19 protein-coding genes are annotated in these 15,906 nt (G+C 61.2%); 1 reads left to right on the top strand and 18 read right to left on the bottom strand.

The genetic code is table 11. The annotated features are described in order from the left end of the window. Positions 1 to 109 precede the first annotated feature (109 nt). The 18 genes from WBR57_RS29200 to WBR57_RS29115 all read right to left on the bottom strand — a co-directional run bounded on the left by WBR57_RS29200 (position 110) and on the right by WBR57_RS29115 (position 15,151). Positions 110 to 1,111 (bottom strand): ADP-ribosylglycohydrolase family protein, encoded by a 1,002-nt coding sequence (locus WBR57_RS29200; protein ID WP_424088887.1) that lies wholly within the window; start codon positions 1,109 to 1,111, stop codon positions 110 to 112. Beyond that, positions 1,108 to 1,821: a GntR family transcriptional regulator gene (locus WBR57_RS29195; protein WP_424088885.1), complete on the bottom strand. Its 714-nt coding sequence runs from the start codon at positions 1,819 to 1,821 to the stop codon at positions 1,108 to 1,110. Before WBR57_RS29195 ends, WBR57_RS29200 begins: the two co-directional genes overlap by 4 nt. Positions 1,822 to 1,891: 70 nt before the next feature. Next, the gene (locus WBR57_RS29190; RefSeq protein ID WP_424088883.1) at positions 1,892 to 2,452 is read right to left on the bottom strand and encodes a DUF1285 domain-containing protein; all 561 of its coding nucleotides are present in this window, start codon (positions 2,450 to 2,452) and stop codon (positions 1,892 to 1,894) included. Positions 2,453 to 2,468: 16 nt separating this feature from the next. Continuing rightward, on the bottom strand, positions 2,469 to 3,074 hold the full coding sequence (locus WBR57_RS29185; protein WP_424088881.1) for a DUF4823 domain-containing protein: 606 nt from the start codon (positions 3,072 to 3,074) through the stop codon (positions 2,469 to 2,471). Between the two features lie 75 nt (positions 3,075 to 3,149). Further along, positions 3,150 to 4,118, bottom strand: coding sequence for a GTP 3',8-cyclase MoaA (locus WBR57_RS29180; RefSeq protein ID WP_424088879.1), 969 nt, complete (start codon positions 4,116 to 4,118; stop codon positions 3,150 to 3,152). 114 nt (positions 4,119 to 4,232) lie between these two features. After that, complete coding sequence (locus WBR57_RS29175; protein ID WP_424088877.1) at positions 4,233 to 4,892, bottom strand: TetR/AcrR family transcriptional regulator; 660 nt, start codon at positions 4,890 to 4,892, stop codon at positions 4,233 to 4,235. A 447-nt stretch (positions 4,893 to 5,339) separates the two neighbouring features. Then, positions 5,340 to 6,125 (bottom strand): TatD family hydrolase, encoded by a 786-nt coding sequence (locus WBR57_RS29170; RefSeq protein WP_424088875.1) that lies wholly within the window; start codon positions 6,123 to 6,125, stop codon positions 5,340 to 5,342. A gap of 65 nt (positions 6,126 to 6,190) precedes the next feature. Beyond that, a complete protein-coding gene (locus WBR57_RS29165; protein ID WP_424088873.1) occupies positions 6,191 to 7,180 on the bottom strand; it encodes a DNA polymerase III subunit delta' in 990 nt (329 codons plus the stop codon). Then, positions 7,173 to 7,805 carry a dTMP kinase gene (gene tmk, locus WBR57_RS29160; RefSeq protein WP_424088871.1) on the bottom strand — a complete coding sequence of 211 codons (633 nt, stop codon included), beginning with the start codon at positions 7,803 to 7,805 and terminating at the stop codon, positions 7,173 to 7,175. Before tmk ends, WBR57_RS29165 begins: the two co-directional genes overlap by 8 nt. Positions 7,806 to 7,824: 19 nt before the next feature. Next, entirely contained in the window at positions 7,825 to 8,946 is a 1,122-nt protein-coding gene (gene mltG / locus WBR57_RS29155; protein ID WP_424088889.1) for an endolytic transglycosylase MltG, read from the bottom strand. Position 8,947: 1 nt separating this feature from the next. Beyond that, positions 8,948 to 9,763 carry an aminodeoxychorismate lyase gene (gene pabC / locus WBR57_RS29150; RefSeq protein WP_424088869.1) on the bottom strand — a complete coding sequence of 272 codons (816 nt, stop codon included), beginning with the start codon at positions 9,761 to 9,763 and terminating at the stop codon, positions 8,948 to 8,950. Continuing rightward, positions 9,763 to 11,007, bottom strand: a complete 1,245-nt coding sequence (gene fabF, locus WBR57_RS29145; RefSeq protein ID WP_424088867.1) for a beta-ketoacyl-ACP synthase II — start codon at positions 11,005 to 11,007, stop codon at positions 9,763 to 9,765. Before fabF ends, pabC begins: the two co-directional genes overlap by 1 nt. Before the next feature lie 127 nt (positions 11,008 to 11,134). Beyond that, positions 11,135 to 11,371, bottom strand: a complete 237-nt coding sequence (acpP, locus tag WBR57_RS29140; RefSeq protein WP_003175607.1) for an acyl carrier protein — start codon at positions 11,369 to 11,371, stop codon at positions 11,135 to 11,137. Positions 11,372 to 11,562: 191 nt separating this feature from the next. Continuing rightward, positions 11,563 to 12,306, bottom strand: coding sequence for a 3-oxoacyl-ACP reductase FabG (gene fabG / locus WBR57_RS29135; RefSeq protein ID WP_424088854.1), 744 nt, complete (start codon positions 12,304 to 12,306; stop codon positions 11,563 to 11,565). A 27-nt stretch (positions 12,307 to 12,333) separates the two neighbouring features. Continuing rightward, entirely contained in the window at positions 12,334 to 13,272 is a 939-nt protein-coding gene (fabD, locus tag WBR57_RS29130) for an ACP S-malonyltransferase (RefSeq protein WP_424088852.1), read from the bottom strand. Between the two features lie 137 nt (positions 13,273 to 13,409). Continuing rightward, entirely contained in the window at positions 13,410 to 14,420 is a 1,011-nt protein-coding gene (plsX, locus tag WBR57_RS29125; protein ID WP_424088850.1) for a phosphate acyltransferase PlsX, read from the bottom strand. A 4-nt stretch (positions 14,421 to 14,424) separates the two neighbouring features. Then, a complete protein-coding gene (gene rpmF, locus WBR57_RS29120) occupies positions 14,425 to 14,607 on the bottom strand; it encodes a 50S ribosomal protein L32 (RefSeq protein WP_008152339.1) in 183 nt (60 codons plus the stop codon). 13 nt (positions 14,608 to 14,620) lie between these two features. Beyond that, positions 14,621 to 15,151 (bottom strand): YceD family protein, encoded by a 531-nt coding sequence (locus WBR57_RS29115; RefSeq protein ID WP_424088831.1) that lies wholly within the window; start codon positions 15,149 to 15,151, stop codon positions 14,621 to 14,623. A gap of 105 nt (positions 15,152 to 15,256) precedes the next feature. Between WBR57_RS29115 and WBR57_RS29110 the strand changes: the two genes are divergently transcribed. After that, positions 15,257 to 15,835, top strand: coding sequence for a Maf family protein (locus tag WBR57_RS29110; protein WP_424088830.1), 579 nt, complete (start codon positions 15,257 to 15,259; stop codon positions 15,833 to 15,835). The last annotated feature ends 71 nt before the right edge of the window (positions 15,836 to 15,906 follow it).

Below are 15,906 nucleotides of genomic sequence, written 5' to 3'. Positions count from 1 at the left end.
ACTGTGGGAGCGGGCTTGCTCGCGAAAGCGGTGTGTCAGTCAGCACAGCGGTTTCTGATAAGCCGCATTCGCGAGCAAGCCCGCGCCCACACTTTTTTGGTCTGCGGCGTTAGCGCAATGCGAGCAGCCCTGCGACCAGCGGCTGCAAATCCAGGCCATTGACGGCCTTGACCTGTTCAATCATCGCCTCAGGCCAGCACTGCATGCCCAGGCACGCGCCCAGCATGGCGCCGAGAATCGCCGCGATGGTGTCGGTGTCACCACCAAGGCTGGCGGCCAGGCACAGGGCTTCGAAGGCATCCAACTCGCCCACGGCGACCTGCTGGGCGAGGGCAAATGACACGACAACCGATTCCTGGGACGCGACGGAGGTGCCGATCAGTTCGTAGAGCAGGTCGGCAAACAGGGCTTTGTCGCCGCTGCCGACGCTCAGGGTCCGCGCCCAGCTGATGCGCGTGGAAATGCGTCCACCGGCAATCCAGTGGCCGTGGATTTCCGCCTGTTGGGCGATCTGCGTGCCGATGTTCAAGGCTTCGCCCAGGTCCACACCGTTGATGCCGGCCGACACCACCGCCGCCACGGCCGCCGCGCTGGAGATGCCCAGCGTGGTGTTGTGGGTAACCTGGCAGGCCTGGATCACCGCCTGCATAAACGACGCCGGGTCGCTGACGTCGGCGGCGATGCCCACCGGGGTGATGCGCATGGCGGCGCCGTTGGTGGTGCCGTAGCGTCCGGACTCTTGCGGGGTGTGACCGGCGAGGATCATGTCGATCGCGCGCTTGGTCGATGGGCCGAGCAAATCCTGGGAGCCCTTGGCGCGCATGACGGCTTCCCAGTCGATCAGGCGCTGGGCGAGCACGGTCGGCTCGATCTTGCCCTGGCCTTCGACGAGCAACTCGCCGACCAGGATCGCCTGTTCAGTGTCATCGGTGATGGAACCGGCGGGCATGTTCGGCGCGATGGGTTGGTCGGCGTCGGCGTCTTCCAGAGCCGTGATCGCACCGAAGCGCGCCCTGACTTGCTCGCGGCTCAAGGACTGAGTGGGCATGCCCAAGGCATCGCCCAAGGCCAAGCCATAGAAGGCGCCGAGGGCGCGGTTTTGCAGAGTCATTTCGAGGATCCAAATTGGAGATGCAGGCGAAAGTGCAGAGGGTCGAGCAAGCTTTCGACGTACTCCATGAAACGTTCGCGACGGTCGTAGGTGGTGCGCGAAGCCTTGAGAAACACCGTGCCGGCTGGGCGGCCGAGCAGCTCGGCGTCTTCATCGCTCAGCGGTTCGGCGCCGATCCACTGGTCACCTTCGGCGCCCACATAGCCGTAGGCTGCCAGGGTGATGGTCAGGGAATTGTCGATCAGGCCAACCCGGGGCAGGCTTTCCAGGCCACCCGAAGCCGGCATCAGCGAGCGCTCCAGGGACACCGCGGTGCCATCGGTGGTGCGGCGACGGCGGTCGAGGGCGATGAACTGGTCACTGCCAAAGCGGCTGAGCAGGTCGGGGCGGGTCACAGCTTCCAGGCGCAGGATATCGGTGGTCACCCGTGCACCGGTGTCCGCCAGGGCCTGGGCCCAGCCGCTGTGTTGGTCGAGCACCATGCCGTCAAAGGTGACGATGGAGCCGACACCGCTCTGGGTCGCGATGTAGTTGCGGCGTTTGAGCTCGGCGAGGGCTTCGCGCAGGGTGCCTCGGCTGACCGCAAACTCTTCGGCCAGTTGATGCTCGCCCGGCAGCAGGAAGCCGTCGGCCATCACCCCACCCTCGATCCGGCGGATGAGCTCGTCGACGACGCGTTTTTTCTTATCAAATCGGACATGTCTAATCATGTACAAATTGATAACCGAAAGCGCCCGATGGCAGCAAGCAAATTATTTCAGCGAGATGAAAAAACCGGCCTCAGGGCTCCAAGCCGATGCGGAAAAACTCCCCTCCGCTCCAGACGCCCAGCCAATTCTGACCGTTGATCGGACGGCTAACCGCCAGCTCGACCAATTGGTAGAACACGTTGCGATGCACAAGGGCTTCGAGGTTGGTGCGTACCCGTAGATAGGGCGAAGGCTCCTGGGTGACCGGGTCGATGACTACGCGCAAAGGGTGTTCGAGGCCGGCTTCGATCTGATCATCGACGTTGGTGGTAAAGCGCAGCAACTGGCTCTCGCCCTGCCCTTCCACGTCCAGCGTGACCGCGACAAATGGCGCATCATCGACGCTGATGCCAACTTTTTCCACCGGAGTGATCAGGAAATAATCATCGCCATCGCGGCGGATGATGTTGGAGAACAATTTGACCATCGGCTTACGCCCAATTGGCGTGCCCTGGTAGAACCAAGTGCCGTCGCGGGCGATGCGCATGTCGATGTTGCCGCAAAAATCCGGGTTCCACAGATGCACCGGCGCCGGCCCCTTGCCCTTGGGCAGTTGCGCCAACAGATCGTTGGCCTTGGCGGTATCGGTCATGGAGATCTCCTGTTTTTTACTGATCGCTCATGCCCAGCAGGCCTCGTGCATATTGTGCCAGAGGGCGGGCAATCAGATCTTGGGGCCTATTGTCGTGGAACGTCAGTAAACCGCCACGACTACGTATGCGTGCAGTATCAATCAAATACTGGGTGCTGGTCTCGATCAACATGATCTGAATCACGCCGGTGTCCAGGCCAACGCGATCAAGCGCCTGCTGGTCGGTCCACTCATCGGCATTGCCGATACGGTCGTCGGCGGCCGCAAAGCGGCAGTACAGCAGGTAATGCGCACCGGCTGCGCGGGCTTCGGACATTGCCTGCTCGAGGCCTTCGGGTTGGCGCGCGCGACGCACCATGGGGAAATATTCGACGAACCCGTTGAAGGCTTCCTCAGCCACCACGTTCGGGCGCGGGTAGGCACTGCCGGGCGGCACGAAGGCGCCCTGGGCGATGAAGACAAAGGAGTCCGGCTGTATGCGCACCGACGCGGTACGGCGGGTATCGCTGTGATCGAGCAACCCGGCGTCGCTCATCTGATAGCGGGTGCCTTCGGCCATATCGCTGACGGTCATGCAACCACTCAGCGTCAATGACGCCAGCAACAAAACCAGACTACGCATCCTAATCCTCCAGAAGCCGGTGACGGAAAACCGGCGAATGGGCAGGTAATGCAGGTTCTGCGCCAGCTTGGCTCACTAACCGCCGATGATCTTCATGACTGTCGCGCCGCCCGAGAAGGCCACTTCCTGTTTATCGCCCAGGGCTTTCATCAACAGACCCTGTAGCGCTGGCAGCGCTTGGTGGCGAGGTTGGTCGAGCAGGTCGCCGACGTAGTGGCGGTTACTCGACGACAGGCAGCCATGCAACCAGCCGGTGGACGACAACCGCAGCCGTGAGCAAGTACGGCAGAACGGCACGCTTTCATTGGCGATCACGCCAAAAAAGCCTTTGCCGGGCACTTCGTAACGCACTGCCGTGGCATCCACCGGGGCGTTGGCTTGCAGGTATTCGTGGTGTTCGCCGATCAGGCTGAGCAGTTGCTGCAGACTGACAAATTGCTGCAGGAACGCATTGGAATCCTTGGCCAGGTGGCCCATGCGCATCAGTTCGATAAAGCGCAGCTCATAGCCGCGCGCCAGGCAATAGTCGAGCAGCGGCATCACCTGGTCCAGGTTCTGGCCGCGCAACGGCACCATGTTTACCTTGATCTTGATCCCGGCCGCGCGCGCCTGGTCCATGCCATCAAGCACGCTGGCCAGGTCGCCGCCACGGGCGATACTGCGAAAGGCGTCGGCATCCAGGGTGTCGAGGGAGACGTTGATGCGTTTAATGCCGGCATCCACCAGCAGCGGCAGCTTGCGCGCGAGCAACTGGCCATTGGTGGTCAGGCTGATATCACTGAGGCCCATCCCGCCCACTGCGCCCATAAACGCTTCCAGCTTGGGGCTGACCAGCGGTTCGCCGCCGGTGATGCGCAAGCGCTCGATACCTGCCGCTTCAATCAGGTAGGCCACGCCACGCGCCATGGCCTCGGCCGAGAGTTCGTCCTGGGCAGCCACCAGCCGCTTGCCGTTCGGCACACAGTAGGTACACGCGTAATTGCAGGCTGAGGTCAGGCTGATCCGCAAATTGCGAAAACGCCTGCCTTGACGATCAACGATCATGGATCACTCCGGCAGAGGATGATTCGGGCACGCTAAAAGCTGACTGATAAATCAGCTTTTAGCAAGATCCTTGCCTGAGTATATTCCTAGGGTACTGCGCCTGGTTGCAAATTATCAGCTGGCAGGCGTTTCGACGGGTGTTTGCGGCAGCTCGGCACTGTGCTTGCGCTTGTTGCCCATGCGCACGCCGATGTCCATCAGGAACTGGAAGAAGCCTTCCTGATCTTCCAGCACATTGCTCCAGAACGGCGAGTGATACAACGCCACGGCGCCATGCACCAACGCCCAGGCCGCGCAATAGTGGAAATACGGCGGTACGTCTTCCAGCTTGCCTTCGCTGATACGGCCCTTGATCAACAGCGTCAGGCGTTCGAAGTTCGAGGCACGGATCTTGTGCAGTTCCTCGACCATCTCCGGCACCTGATGGCCCTTGACCACTTTTTCTTCCAGGCGGTCAAACAGGCGGTAGCGCTGCGGGTCACGCATGCGGAACTCGAAGTAAGCGCGGGACAGCGCTTCCTTATCCTTGTCGACATCGGCCGAATGCAGCAGCTCGTTCAGGTCACGCTCGTAGTCGAGCATCAGGCGCAGGTAGATCTCGGCCTTGGACTTGAAGTGCTTGTAGATGGTGCCTTTGCCGATACCCACGGCATCCGCAATCATCTCCACGGTAACGCTGTCTTCACCCTGTTCGAGGAACAACTTGAGTGCAGTGTCGAGAATTTCCTGCTCACGGCGGCGAAATTCACGGACCTTACGGGGTTCTTTGTGCATGAGGAAGAGGTCTGCAAAGGTCGGAAAAGTGGAGGGTTGCGCAGGGCCACGCAGACGTGGCGATACGAATTACCCGATGCGAGGGATTATCCCGACTGAACGGTCGTTGGGCAACGTCTATGTGGACCCGGAACGCACTTTACTTTCAGCGCGCCAACGTTTTGGTGGTTATCAGTCAGAAAAAATACGCAAATACTACAGCTGTGCACCGCTCCAATGAGAACTCAAGCGAAGCGCGCGTATTCCAAATCTGTTTAAAAAACGATCAGATGCGACTGGACTGAACGGCATACTGATCAATACTTCAATAGTCGACGCGGCATCTCCCCCAAGTGACGCGTTGACCTGGGTACCGACGGACTGTGTGCCCTTGTTTTACTCCTAATGGTCTTAGCCCGGATTCACCCCCCCAGAACCCGGGTTTTTTTTGCCTGCGATTTGAGTACGTCAGCCGGCTACGTGGGCCAGCGGGAACAGGCGCTTGAAGTTGGCGGTAGTCTGTTCGGCGAAACGCTCGTAGGACTCACCGCGCAGCATGGCCAGATAGTCCGCCACATCGCGCACATACTCCGGCAGGTTAGGCTTGCCGCGATGCGGGATGGGCGCAAGGTAAGGCGAGTCGGTTTCCACCAGCAGGCGGTCGGCCGGCACCTGGCGCGCCACATCGCGCAAGGCGTCGGCATTGCGGAAGGTGACAATGCCCGACAGCGAGATGTAGTAGCCAAGGTCGAGGGCGGCCTTGGCCATGTCCCAATCCTCAGTGAAGCAATGCAGCACGCCGGCCTGTGGCAGCGCGGCCTCGCGCAGCAAGGTCAGGGTGTCGGCACGGGCGCCGCGGGTGTGGATGATCACCGGTTTGCCAGTGTGCTGCGCTGCCTGCAGGTGCAGGCGAAAGGAGGCCTGCTGCAGTTCGGCGGCTTCCGGCTCGTAGTGGTAGTCCAGGCCGGTTTCGCCGATGGCCACTACGCGCGGGTGGTTGAGCTCACCCAGCAGCCAGTCGAGGGCCGGGGCTTCGCCGGGCTTGAGGTCCAGCGGGTGGATACCCACCGAGCAATCCACATCCGCGTAACGCTCGGCCAGGGCTTTGACGTCGGCGGCATTCTCGGCGCTGACGCCGATGCACAGGAAGTGCCCTACCCCGCGCTGGCGTGCCGCTTCAAGCGCAGCGTCAAGGGAGCCGTCGTGCTGGGCGAGGTCAAGACGGTCGAGGTGGCAATGGGAATCTACGAGCATAGGGATCTGCAACTTGGATTACGGAAAGAGTGTCTGGCCAACGATACACCCGCTGGCCACTGAAATTAACGTCGGCCGAGCAAGCCAACCCACTGCACCAGCAGCGCTTCGAGCAACAGCACGCGGTTGAGGTTGGCCTTGCCGAGTACCTTCTGGCGTTGGGCGAGGATCCAGTCCTGGATAGTCAGCACCTTGTCCTGCGAGCTTTTTTGCGCGAGGTACTGCACCACTTTGCGCATGTCCGGCAAACCCAGGCCGTTTTCATCCTGGGTCAACTGGTAGCGCAGGATCAGACTCGACCAGTCGCAGAACCAGTCAAACAGCAGCAGCAATGGAATGTCCTTCCAGGCGCTTTCCGCCAACTGCGTGGCGGACAGCTCTTGCTTGAGCAACTTTTTCACGCCATCCACCACCAGCGCGCGTTGCTCACGCACGCCCTGGGCATGCAGCTTGACCGCCGCCAGCGGTGAGCCGGCGGCGAGGGTCAGCAATTCAATACGCTCATCCGACGAGCAGTCCGGCAACGCCTGCGCCAGCCATTGCAGGCTCATGGCCTCGCTCGGCAACGGGCAGGCCTGTTGCACGCAGCGGCTGCGGATGGTCGGCAGCAAGCGGCTGGACTGGTGACTCACCAGCAGCAGCACGGTATCGCCGGACGGTTCTTCGAGGCTCTTGAGCAAGGCGTTGGCGGCGTTGATGTTCATCGCTTCCACCGGCTCGATCAGCACCACCTTGCGCCCACCCATCTGCGCGGTCTGCACTACGAAGCTGACAAGGTCGCGCACTTGGTCGACCTTGATTGCCTTGTCGGCTTCCTCAGGTTCCAGCAGGTAATTGTCCGGATGGCTGCCGGCCTTGAGCAACAGGCAGGATTTGCACTCGCCGCACGCTTGGAGGTTGACCGGGCGCTGACACAGCAGGCTGGCCATCAGGCGTTCGGCCAACGCACGCTTGCCGATGCCGATTGGCCCATGCAACAGGTAGGCATGCGCATGCTGGGCACGCCCCGCCAACTGTTGCCAGAGACTGTCCTGCCACGGGTAGGCTTCAGCCACGGGCGCGCTCCAGCAGGTCTGGCAGCAAGGCATCAATGGCGTGCTGCACCTGGGCCAGCGGCTGGGCGGCGTCCAACAGGTGATAGCGTGCAGGTTCGGCCTTGGCCAGCTTGAGGAACGCGGCACGTACGGCGTCGAAAAACACCTGGCCTTCCAGCTCGAAGCGATCGAGACGCCCACGCGCACTGGCGCGGGCCATACCGACTGCCACCGGCAGGTCGAACAGCAGGGTCAGGTCAGGGCGCAGATCACCTTGCACGAAGGTTTCCAGGGTGGCGATGCGCGCCAGGCACAAGCCACGGCCACCGCCCTGGTAGGCGTAAGTGGAATCGGTAAACCGGTCGCAAATCACCACGGCACCGCGTGCCAGGGCCGGGCGAATCACTTCGGCCAGGTGTTGTGCACGGGCGGCGAACACCAGCAGCAGCTCGGTGTCCGGGTTCATCTGTTCTTCGCCTGGGGCCAGCAACACTTCACGGATGCGCTCGGCCAGCGGTGTGCCGCCGGGCTCACGGGTCAGCACTACCTCGATCCCTTGCTCGCGCAAGCGCTCCGCGAGGTAATCACGGTTGGTGCTCTTGCCGGCGCCTTCAGGGCCTTCCAGGGTAATAAACAAGCCAGTCACAGGCAGTCCTTAGTCAGAGTCATTGCGAGCTTTGCGGCGCGCCGGTGTCCGGCGCGGGCTCGACAGGTGCATCCGTTGGCGGCGTTACATCTGCCGGCGGTTTTACCACCGGCGCCGGGCTGGAGCGGTAATCGGCGCGGCGCTTGAGCTGGAATTCGCGTACGGCGGCATTATGCGCATCCAGGTCATCGGAGAAAATATGGCTGCCATCACCACGCGCGACGAAATACAGGCTGCTGCCAGGCACCGGGTTCAGCGCCGCGTGGATTGCTTCGCGGCCGACCATGGCAATCGGCGTCGGCGGCAGCCCGGCGACCATGTAGGTGTTGTACGGGTTGGCTTCCTTGAGGTGGGCGCGAGTCAACTTGCCGTTGTAGCGCTCACCGAGGCCGTAGATCACGGTCGGGTCGGTCTGCAACAACATGCCGATCTTCAGGCGGCGTACAAACACGCCGGCGATCTGCCCGCGTTCTTCCGGTACGCCGGTCTCTTTCTCCACCAGGGAGGCCATGATCAGCGCTTGGTACGGGTCGGCGTACGGCGCATCGGCGGCGCGCTTGCTCCACTCCTGGGCGAGGACTTCTTCCAGGCGGTTGTAGGCTTTTTTCAGGAACTCGACATCGGTCATGCCGCGCACGAAGCGGTAGGTGTCCGGGAAGAACCGACCTTCGGGGAATACGCCCGGGTGCCCGAGCTTGTCCATCACTTCGCTGTCACTCAGGCCGGAAAGGGTTTGCACAATCTTTTCGTGCTTGGCCAGGGCCGAGCGCACCTGGCGGAAATTCCAGCCTTCAACCAAGGTGAGGCTGTATTGCACCACTTCGCCGCGCTGCCACAGGCCGATCAGGCCCTGGGCGGTCATGCCCGGGGTCATGCGGTATTCGCCGCTGTGCAGGGGCTGGCCGTCGAGGTTGAAGCGCCAGTACAGACGCAGCCAGAAGGCACCGTCGAGCACGCCGTCGGCTTCCAGCCGATTGAAGGTGCCGGTGGGCGTGGCCCCTGCTGGCACATCGAGCAATTGCTCCTGGGTCAGGTTCAAGGGCTGCTTCAGGGCAGAATCAAGTTTCCAGGCGCCAAAGCCCAACAGCAAAGCCGCCGAGAACACACCGACCAGCAGCAGTACAACCAGTTTTCGTATCAACTCAAGCATCCAATAGCGCGCGAACAATGCCCTGCAGTTTACGGGTGAGCGGCCCAACCGACCAGCTCATCGCTGCACAGCTACGCACCGGCCAAATGCCATAGACGCTGTTGCACACGAAAACTTCGTCAGCCTGCTGCAACTGCTCCAGGCTGATGTCGGCCACGGCCACCGGGACGCCCAGGGTTTGCGCCTGCGCCAGCAGCTCGGCGCGCATGACCCCGGCGACCCCGCAACGATTCAGATCAGCGGTTAGTAACAAACCATTGCTCACCAGGAACAGGTTGCTGAACACGCCTTCGATGACACGCCCGGACATATCCAGCATCAAGCCTTCGGCATGCTCGGCGTCTTGCCACTCGGCGCGCGCGATCACTTGCTCGAGACGGTTGAGGTGCTTGAGACCGGCCAGCAACGGCTGTTCGGCCAAGCGGGTAGCACACGCAAACAGGCGGATGCCGTCGGTTCCATGAGCCAGGGGATAGGTAGCGGGCGCACTGCCCTGCAGAATCCGGCGCACCGGGGCGCCAGGGTTGATGCCATAACCACGCAGGCTGTCGCCACGGGTGAGGATCAACTTGAGCACGCCGTCGCCGAGGGCGGCGGCATAAGCCAGCACTTCACTGCGGATCAGCCCCGGGTCCACAGTGAAAGCGAGGCGCCTGCAGCCCTCATCGAGGCGCTGCAGGTGGCGGTCGAGCAGCATCGGCTGCCCAGCCTTGACGGCGATGGTCTCGAACAGCCCATCGCCATAGGCCAGGCCGCGATCTTTCAGGGGCACCGTGGCCTCTGGCTGACCGTCGACCCAGCTGTGCATCACTCGGCGTACCGGCGGAACACCAGGGAACCGTTGGTGCCACCAAACCCGAACGAGTTGGAGATCGCAACGTCGATCGGCATCTGTTGCGGTTCGTGCGGCACGAAGTTCAGGTCGCAGCCTTCGTCCGGCTCATCCAGGTTGATGGTCGGCGGAGCGACCTGATCCTTGATGGCCATCACGCTGAAGATCGCTTCGACCGCGCCCGCTGCACCCAACAGGTGGCCGGTCATCGACTTGGTGGAGCTGACCGCCAGCTTGTAGGCGTGCTCGCCGAACACCGACTTGATGGCTTCGGCTTCCGCCAGGTCGCCGGTCGGGGTCGAGGTGCCGTGTGCGTTGATGTACTGCACCTGGTCCGGGTTGACCTTGGCATCGCGCAAGGCATTGGTAATGCAACGCGCCGCGCCGGCACCGTCGGACGGTGGCGACGTCATGTGGTAGGCGTCGCCGCTCATGCCAAAGCCGATCAGCTCGGCATAGATGGTGGCGCCGCGCGCCTTCGCGTGTTCCAACTCTTCCAGCACCAGGGCACCGGCGCCGTCGGACAGTACAAAACCGTCACGGCCCTTGTCCCACGGACGACTGGCACGGGTCGGCTCGTCGTTGCGGGTCGACAGTGCACGGGAGGCACCAAAGCCGCCCATACCGAGGCCGCAGGCCGCCATTTCGGCGCCGCCGGCGATCATCACGTCGGCTTCGTCATAGGCGATGTTGCGCGCCGCCATGCCGATGCAATGCGTCCCGGTGGTGCAGGCGGTGGCGATAGCGTAGTTAGGTCCCTGTGCGCCCAAGTGGATGGACAGGAAACCGGAAATCATATTGATGATCGAGCCCGGGACGAAGAACGGTGAGATTCGACGGGGGCCGGACTCGTGCAGCGTGCGGCTGGTTTCTTCGATATTGGTCAAACCGCCAATACCCGAACCCATGGCCACGCCGATGCGGTCACGATTGGCGTCGGTAACTTCCAGGCCGGCATTACGCACCGCCTGAAAACCGGCTGCCAGGCCGTATTGAATGAACAGGTCGAGCTTGCGGGATTCTTTGACCGAGAGATATTCCTCGACATTGAAGCCCTTTACCGAGCCGCCAAAACGGGTGGAATAGGCAGAAAGGTCCGTGTGTTCGATCAGACCAATACCACTGCGGCCAGCCAGAATGCCCTGCCAACTGCTCGGCACATCCGTACCCAGTGGCGACAACATACCCATACCGGTGACTACGACGCGTCTACGCGACACAGCACTCTCCTTTTTCTAATGACGACACTTTGCTTCAGAGCTCACTTTTGATCACCGCTAAAGAAAAAACCGCACGCCGTTACAGCAGTGCGGTTTTTCCCTAACAGCAAGCGACGACTACAAACGATTACGCCTGGTGGCTAGTAACGTAGTCGATAGCAGCTTGAACAGTAGTGATTTTTTCAGCTTCTTCGTCCGGGATTTCGGTCTCGAATTCCTCCTCCAGAGCCATCACCAGCTCAACGGTGTCAAGGGAATCGGCACCCAGGTCTTCTACGAAGGAAGCAGTGTTGACTACTTCTTCTTCTTTAACGCCCAGTTGCTCGGCGACGATTTTCTTGACGCGCTCTTCGATGGTGCTCATACCTTGTTTAACTCCTAATGGACAAATTCAGGCAGCTGGCCAGTGGGTAAGTGTATAGAAAGCCATTTCAGCTTTTCAACTGAAAGCTTCACCCTGTACCCGGTCGGCCACCTGCCTATAAATTAAGTTGCAGCTTTATAACGGATTTTAGACAGCTCGTATGACATTTTTTTGAAGCGATCCGTCACAATTTAACTCATGTACATCCCGCCGTTCACCGGGATTGTAGCCCCAGTCACGTATGCCGCACCGTCGGATGCCAGGAAAGTGACCACATTCGCGATCTCTTGAGCCTGGCCCAGACGGCCCAGCGGAATCTGCGTCAGCAAGGCTTCACGCTGTGCTTCCGGCAGTTCACGGGTCATATCGGTGTCGATGAACCCTGGGGCCACCGAGTTGACCGTAATCGACCGCGAACCGACTTCGCGCGCCAGTGCACGGCTGAAACCTTCCAGACCGGCCTTGGCGGCTGCGTAGTTTACTTGGCCTGCGTTGCCCATGGCACCCACTACCGAGCCAATATTGATAATTCGGCCCCAACGCGCCTTGGTCATGCCACGCAAAACGCCCTTGGACAGGCGAAACAGACTGTTCAAGTTGGTGTCGACCACGTCGTACCACTCGTCGTCTTTCATGCGCATCATCAGATTATCGCGGGTGATACCGGCGTTGTTTACCAGAATAGCCGGTGCGCCGAACTGTGCAGTGATCTCGGCCAATACGGCAGCCACGGACTCATCGCTGGTAACGTTCAGCTCAAGGCCAGCGCCTTGCACGCCGTTTTCCTTCAGGGTCGCGGCGATACGCTCGGCGCCCGAAGCGGATGTGGCGGTGCCGATCACAACGGCGCCCTGACGGCCCAGTTCCAGGGCGATCGCCTGGCCGATACCACGGCTTGCGCCGGTAACCAGTGCAACTTTACCTTGCAGACTCATGCAGGCTTCTCCTAAGCAGTTCGGGGATCAGGCCAGCGCCGCGCGAGCGGCAGCGAAGGCATCCGGGGTATTCAGGTTGGCGGTCGACACACCGTCGGCGCAACGCTTGTTCAGGCCGGCCAGGACTTTGCCCGGGCCACACTCGACGAGCTCGGTGGCGCCATTCGCGGCCAGGGTCTGTATCGACTCAACCCAGCGTACAGGCTTGTAGAGCTGCTCCAGCAGGTCGCGCTTGAGGGTCTCGAGGTCGGCGGCCACGGCCGCGCTGACGTTCTGCACCAACGGGATCTGCGGTGCCTGCCAGTTGATGGCAGCAATAGACTCGGCAAAACGCTCGGCCGCCGGGCGCATCAGTTCGCAGTGCGACGGCACGCTTACCGGCAACGGCAGGGCGCGCTTGGCACCACGGGCCTTGCAGCCTTCAATGGCACGCTCAACCGCCGCCTTGGCGCCGGCGATCACCACCTGGCCAGGAGAGTTGAAGTTGACTGCGCTGACCACTTCACCCTGGGCCGCTTCGGCGCAGGCTTCAATCACCACCGCATCGTCCAGGCCCAGGATAGCGGCCATACCGCCCTGCCCGGCCGGAACGGCTTCTTGCATCAGTTGGCCACGACGTTCGACCAGCTTGACCGCTTCAGCGAGGGTCAGGCTGCCCGCCGCCACCAGGGCGCTGTATTCGCCCAGGCTATGCCCGGCGACGAAGGCCGGGCGCGCGCCCCCTTCGGCCAGCCACACACGCCACAGCGCGATCGAAGCGGTCAGGATGGCCGGCTGGGTTTTGTCGGTTTGATTGAGTTGCTCTTCCGGCCCCTGCTGGGTCAGCGCCCACAGGTCGTAACCCAGGGCGTCGGAAGCTTCCTTGAAGGTTTCCAGGATCAGCGGGTATTGCGCGCCCAGCTCGGCCAACATGCCGAGGGACTGCGAACCCTGCCCTGGAAAGACGAATGCGAGGGATGTAGACATGTAACAAGCCCCTAATGATCTGGTCGTCAAAAATGCGCGCTCCCGATCTTCAAGATGGGTGGGAGCGTACGAAACTGACAGATTGGATGGTCAATTGAACTGGCCGGTCACATTTAAGCACTCCCGGGCCGATTCGCCTAAGGCAACAGATCCTCAAGACGGCCGTGCAAGCGTTGCGGCAGGTTTTCCTGGATCTCGATCAAGGCCCGCGCAATTGCACTTTGAAAGCCCTCTACACCCGCCGAACCATGGCTTTTCACCACAATGCCCTGCAGGCCCAGAAAACTCGCGCCATTGTGCCGTGCCGGCGCCAGGTCGGCCTGTAACCGGCGCATCAATGGCAATGCCAGGGCGCCGACCAGGCGCGACGCCAGGTTGCGCTTGAACAACGCCTCGATGCGCGTGGCAATCATGGTCGCCAGGCCTTCGCTGGATTTAAGCAGGATATTGCCGACAAACCCGTCGCACACCACCACATCCGCTTCGCCACGGTACAGGCCATCGCCTTCGACAAAGCCGATGTAGTTCAGGCCCCGCGCGCCCTGCAGCAAGGTCGCGGCAAGCTTGACCTGCTGGTTGCCCTTGATGTCTTCGGTGCCGATATTCAGCAACGCCACCCGCGGCCGCGCCACGCCGAGCGCCTCGGCGGCCACCGAGCCCATCACAGCGAACTGGAACAGGTGCTCGGCACTGCAATCGACATTCGCGCCCAGGTCCAGCAGCTGGCAATAGCCTTTTTGCGTCGGAATCGCCGCGACCATCGCCGGCCGGTCAATCCCCGGCAGGGTCTTGAGCACATGCCGCGACAACGCCATCAAGGCCCCGGTATTGCCCGCACTGACACAGGCCTGGACCTTGCCATCACGCAACAATTCAAGGGCCACCCGCATTGAAGAGTCCGGCTTGCCACGCAGGGCGGCCGCTGGCTTGTCATCCATGCTGATGGTTTCGCTGGCCGGCGTAATCGTCAGGCGCGCGCGATCCACCGCCGGATGGCTGGCAATCAGTTCTTCAAGAAGGGAGGGTTGACCGACGAGGGTCAGGTGCAACGAGGGTGTGGCAGACAGGCTGGCAATGCAGGCCTGAACAATGCTGCGGGGACCGAAGTCCCCGCCCATTGCGTCTATCGCGATGACTAGAGCAGACAAGTGATTACTCGTCAGCGCCCTTGTCGATCACTTTACGGCCACGGTATACGCCTTCTGGCGATACGTGGTGACGCAGGTGAATTTCACCGGTGGTTTTTTCTACAGACAGAGTGCTCGCCGTCAGAGCGTCGTGCGAACGACGCATGTCACGGGCGGAACGGGATTTTTTGTTCTGCTGAACAGCCATAATTGATTAACTCCTAAACGTTTGGGTCACGCTTTAACTGCGCCAATACACTGAACGGGTTGGACCGCGTTACCTCGTCCTCGCTCGGTTCGGCCTCGTCATCGAGACCCTCCGGCTGCTGGCATTCTTCCGGATGATGAGCAGGCACAATGGGCAAGGCGAGCAGAAGCTCCTCCTCGATCAGTGCATGCAGATCCAAAGGATCTTCGCCCAGTTCCAGCACGTCATAACCTTTCGGCAACGACTGGGTATTCGCACCCTCCTTCACCACAGCGTAACTGCATTCGCTGTGAATCGGCAGGGTGACCAGCTCAAGACAACGCTGGCAAACCATTTTGACTTCGGTGTCGATAAAGCTGTGAATTACCACAGATTTACGTTCATCTCGTTCAAAAACGAATTTGGCCTGCACCGTACCGACAGTGTCGGAAAGCGGGTCGCAGAGTCTCTCCAAATCGGCCAGCAGTACTTCACCTTGAAGGGAAGTGCCACGATCAGCCAATTTGCGCGGGTCAACGTGAGGTGGAATCGGGTCATTCAACATAGGCGCAGCATTATAGGGATGCACCCGGCCATGTCAAAGGAAATTCAGCCCTGTGCGTCAGAGGGTCACCCCGTTAGAATTCGCCACTGCCCCGAGGAGACCTACATGCTGCCTTTATTACTCGCCTCCAGCTCGGTTTATCGCCGGGAATTGCTGAGCCGCCTGCACTTGCCGTTCATCTGCAGCTCGCCGGACATCGACGAAAGCCATCGTGCAAATGAGTCTGCCATCGAGCTGGTCAAGCGCCTGGCCGAAGAGAAAGCCCGCGCCCTGGCCGCCAGCCATCCAGGGCACCTGATCATCGGCTCCGACCAGGTCGCCGCCCTGGAAGGTCGGATAATCGGCAAGCCGCACACGTTCGAGAATGCGCGCGAGCAACTGCTGGCGGCGAGCGGCAAACGCGTGAGCTTCCTGACCGGGCTGGCATTGCTGAACAGCAAGACCGGGCACTGCCAGGTCGACTGCGTGCCTTTCACCGTGCACATGCGCGAACTCAGCGTTGAACGCATCGAGCGCTACCTGCGGGCTGAGCAACCTTATGACTGTGCCGGCAGCTTCAAGGCCGAAGGGCTGGGCGTAAGCTTGTTCCAGAGCACCGAAGGGCCGGACGCGACCAGCCTCGTTGGCTTACCGCTGATTCGCCTGGTGGATATGCTGCTGGTTGAAGGCGTGCAAATCCCTTAAGCCCGCCACAAAACCAAATGTGGGAACGGGCTTGCTCGCGAAAGCGGTGTATCAGTCACTGACGTGTTGAT

The sequence above is a fragment of the Pseudomonas sp. genome, assembly GCF_049590575.1.
Classification (GTDB): Bacteria; Pseudomonadota; Gammaproteobacteria; order Pseudomonadales; family Pseudomonadaceae; genus Aquipseudomonas.
This window is presented reverse-complemented; position numbering and strand designations above follow the sequence as displayed.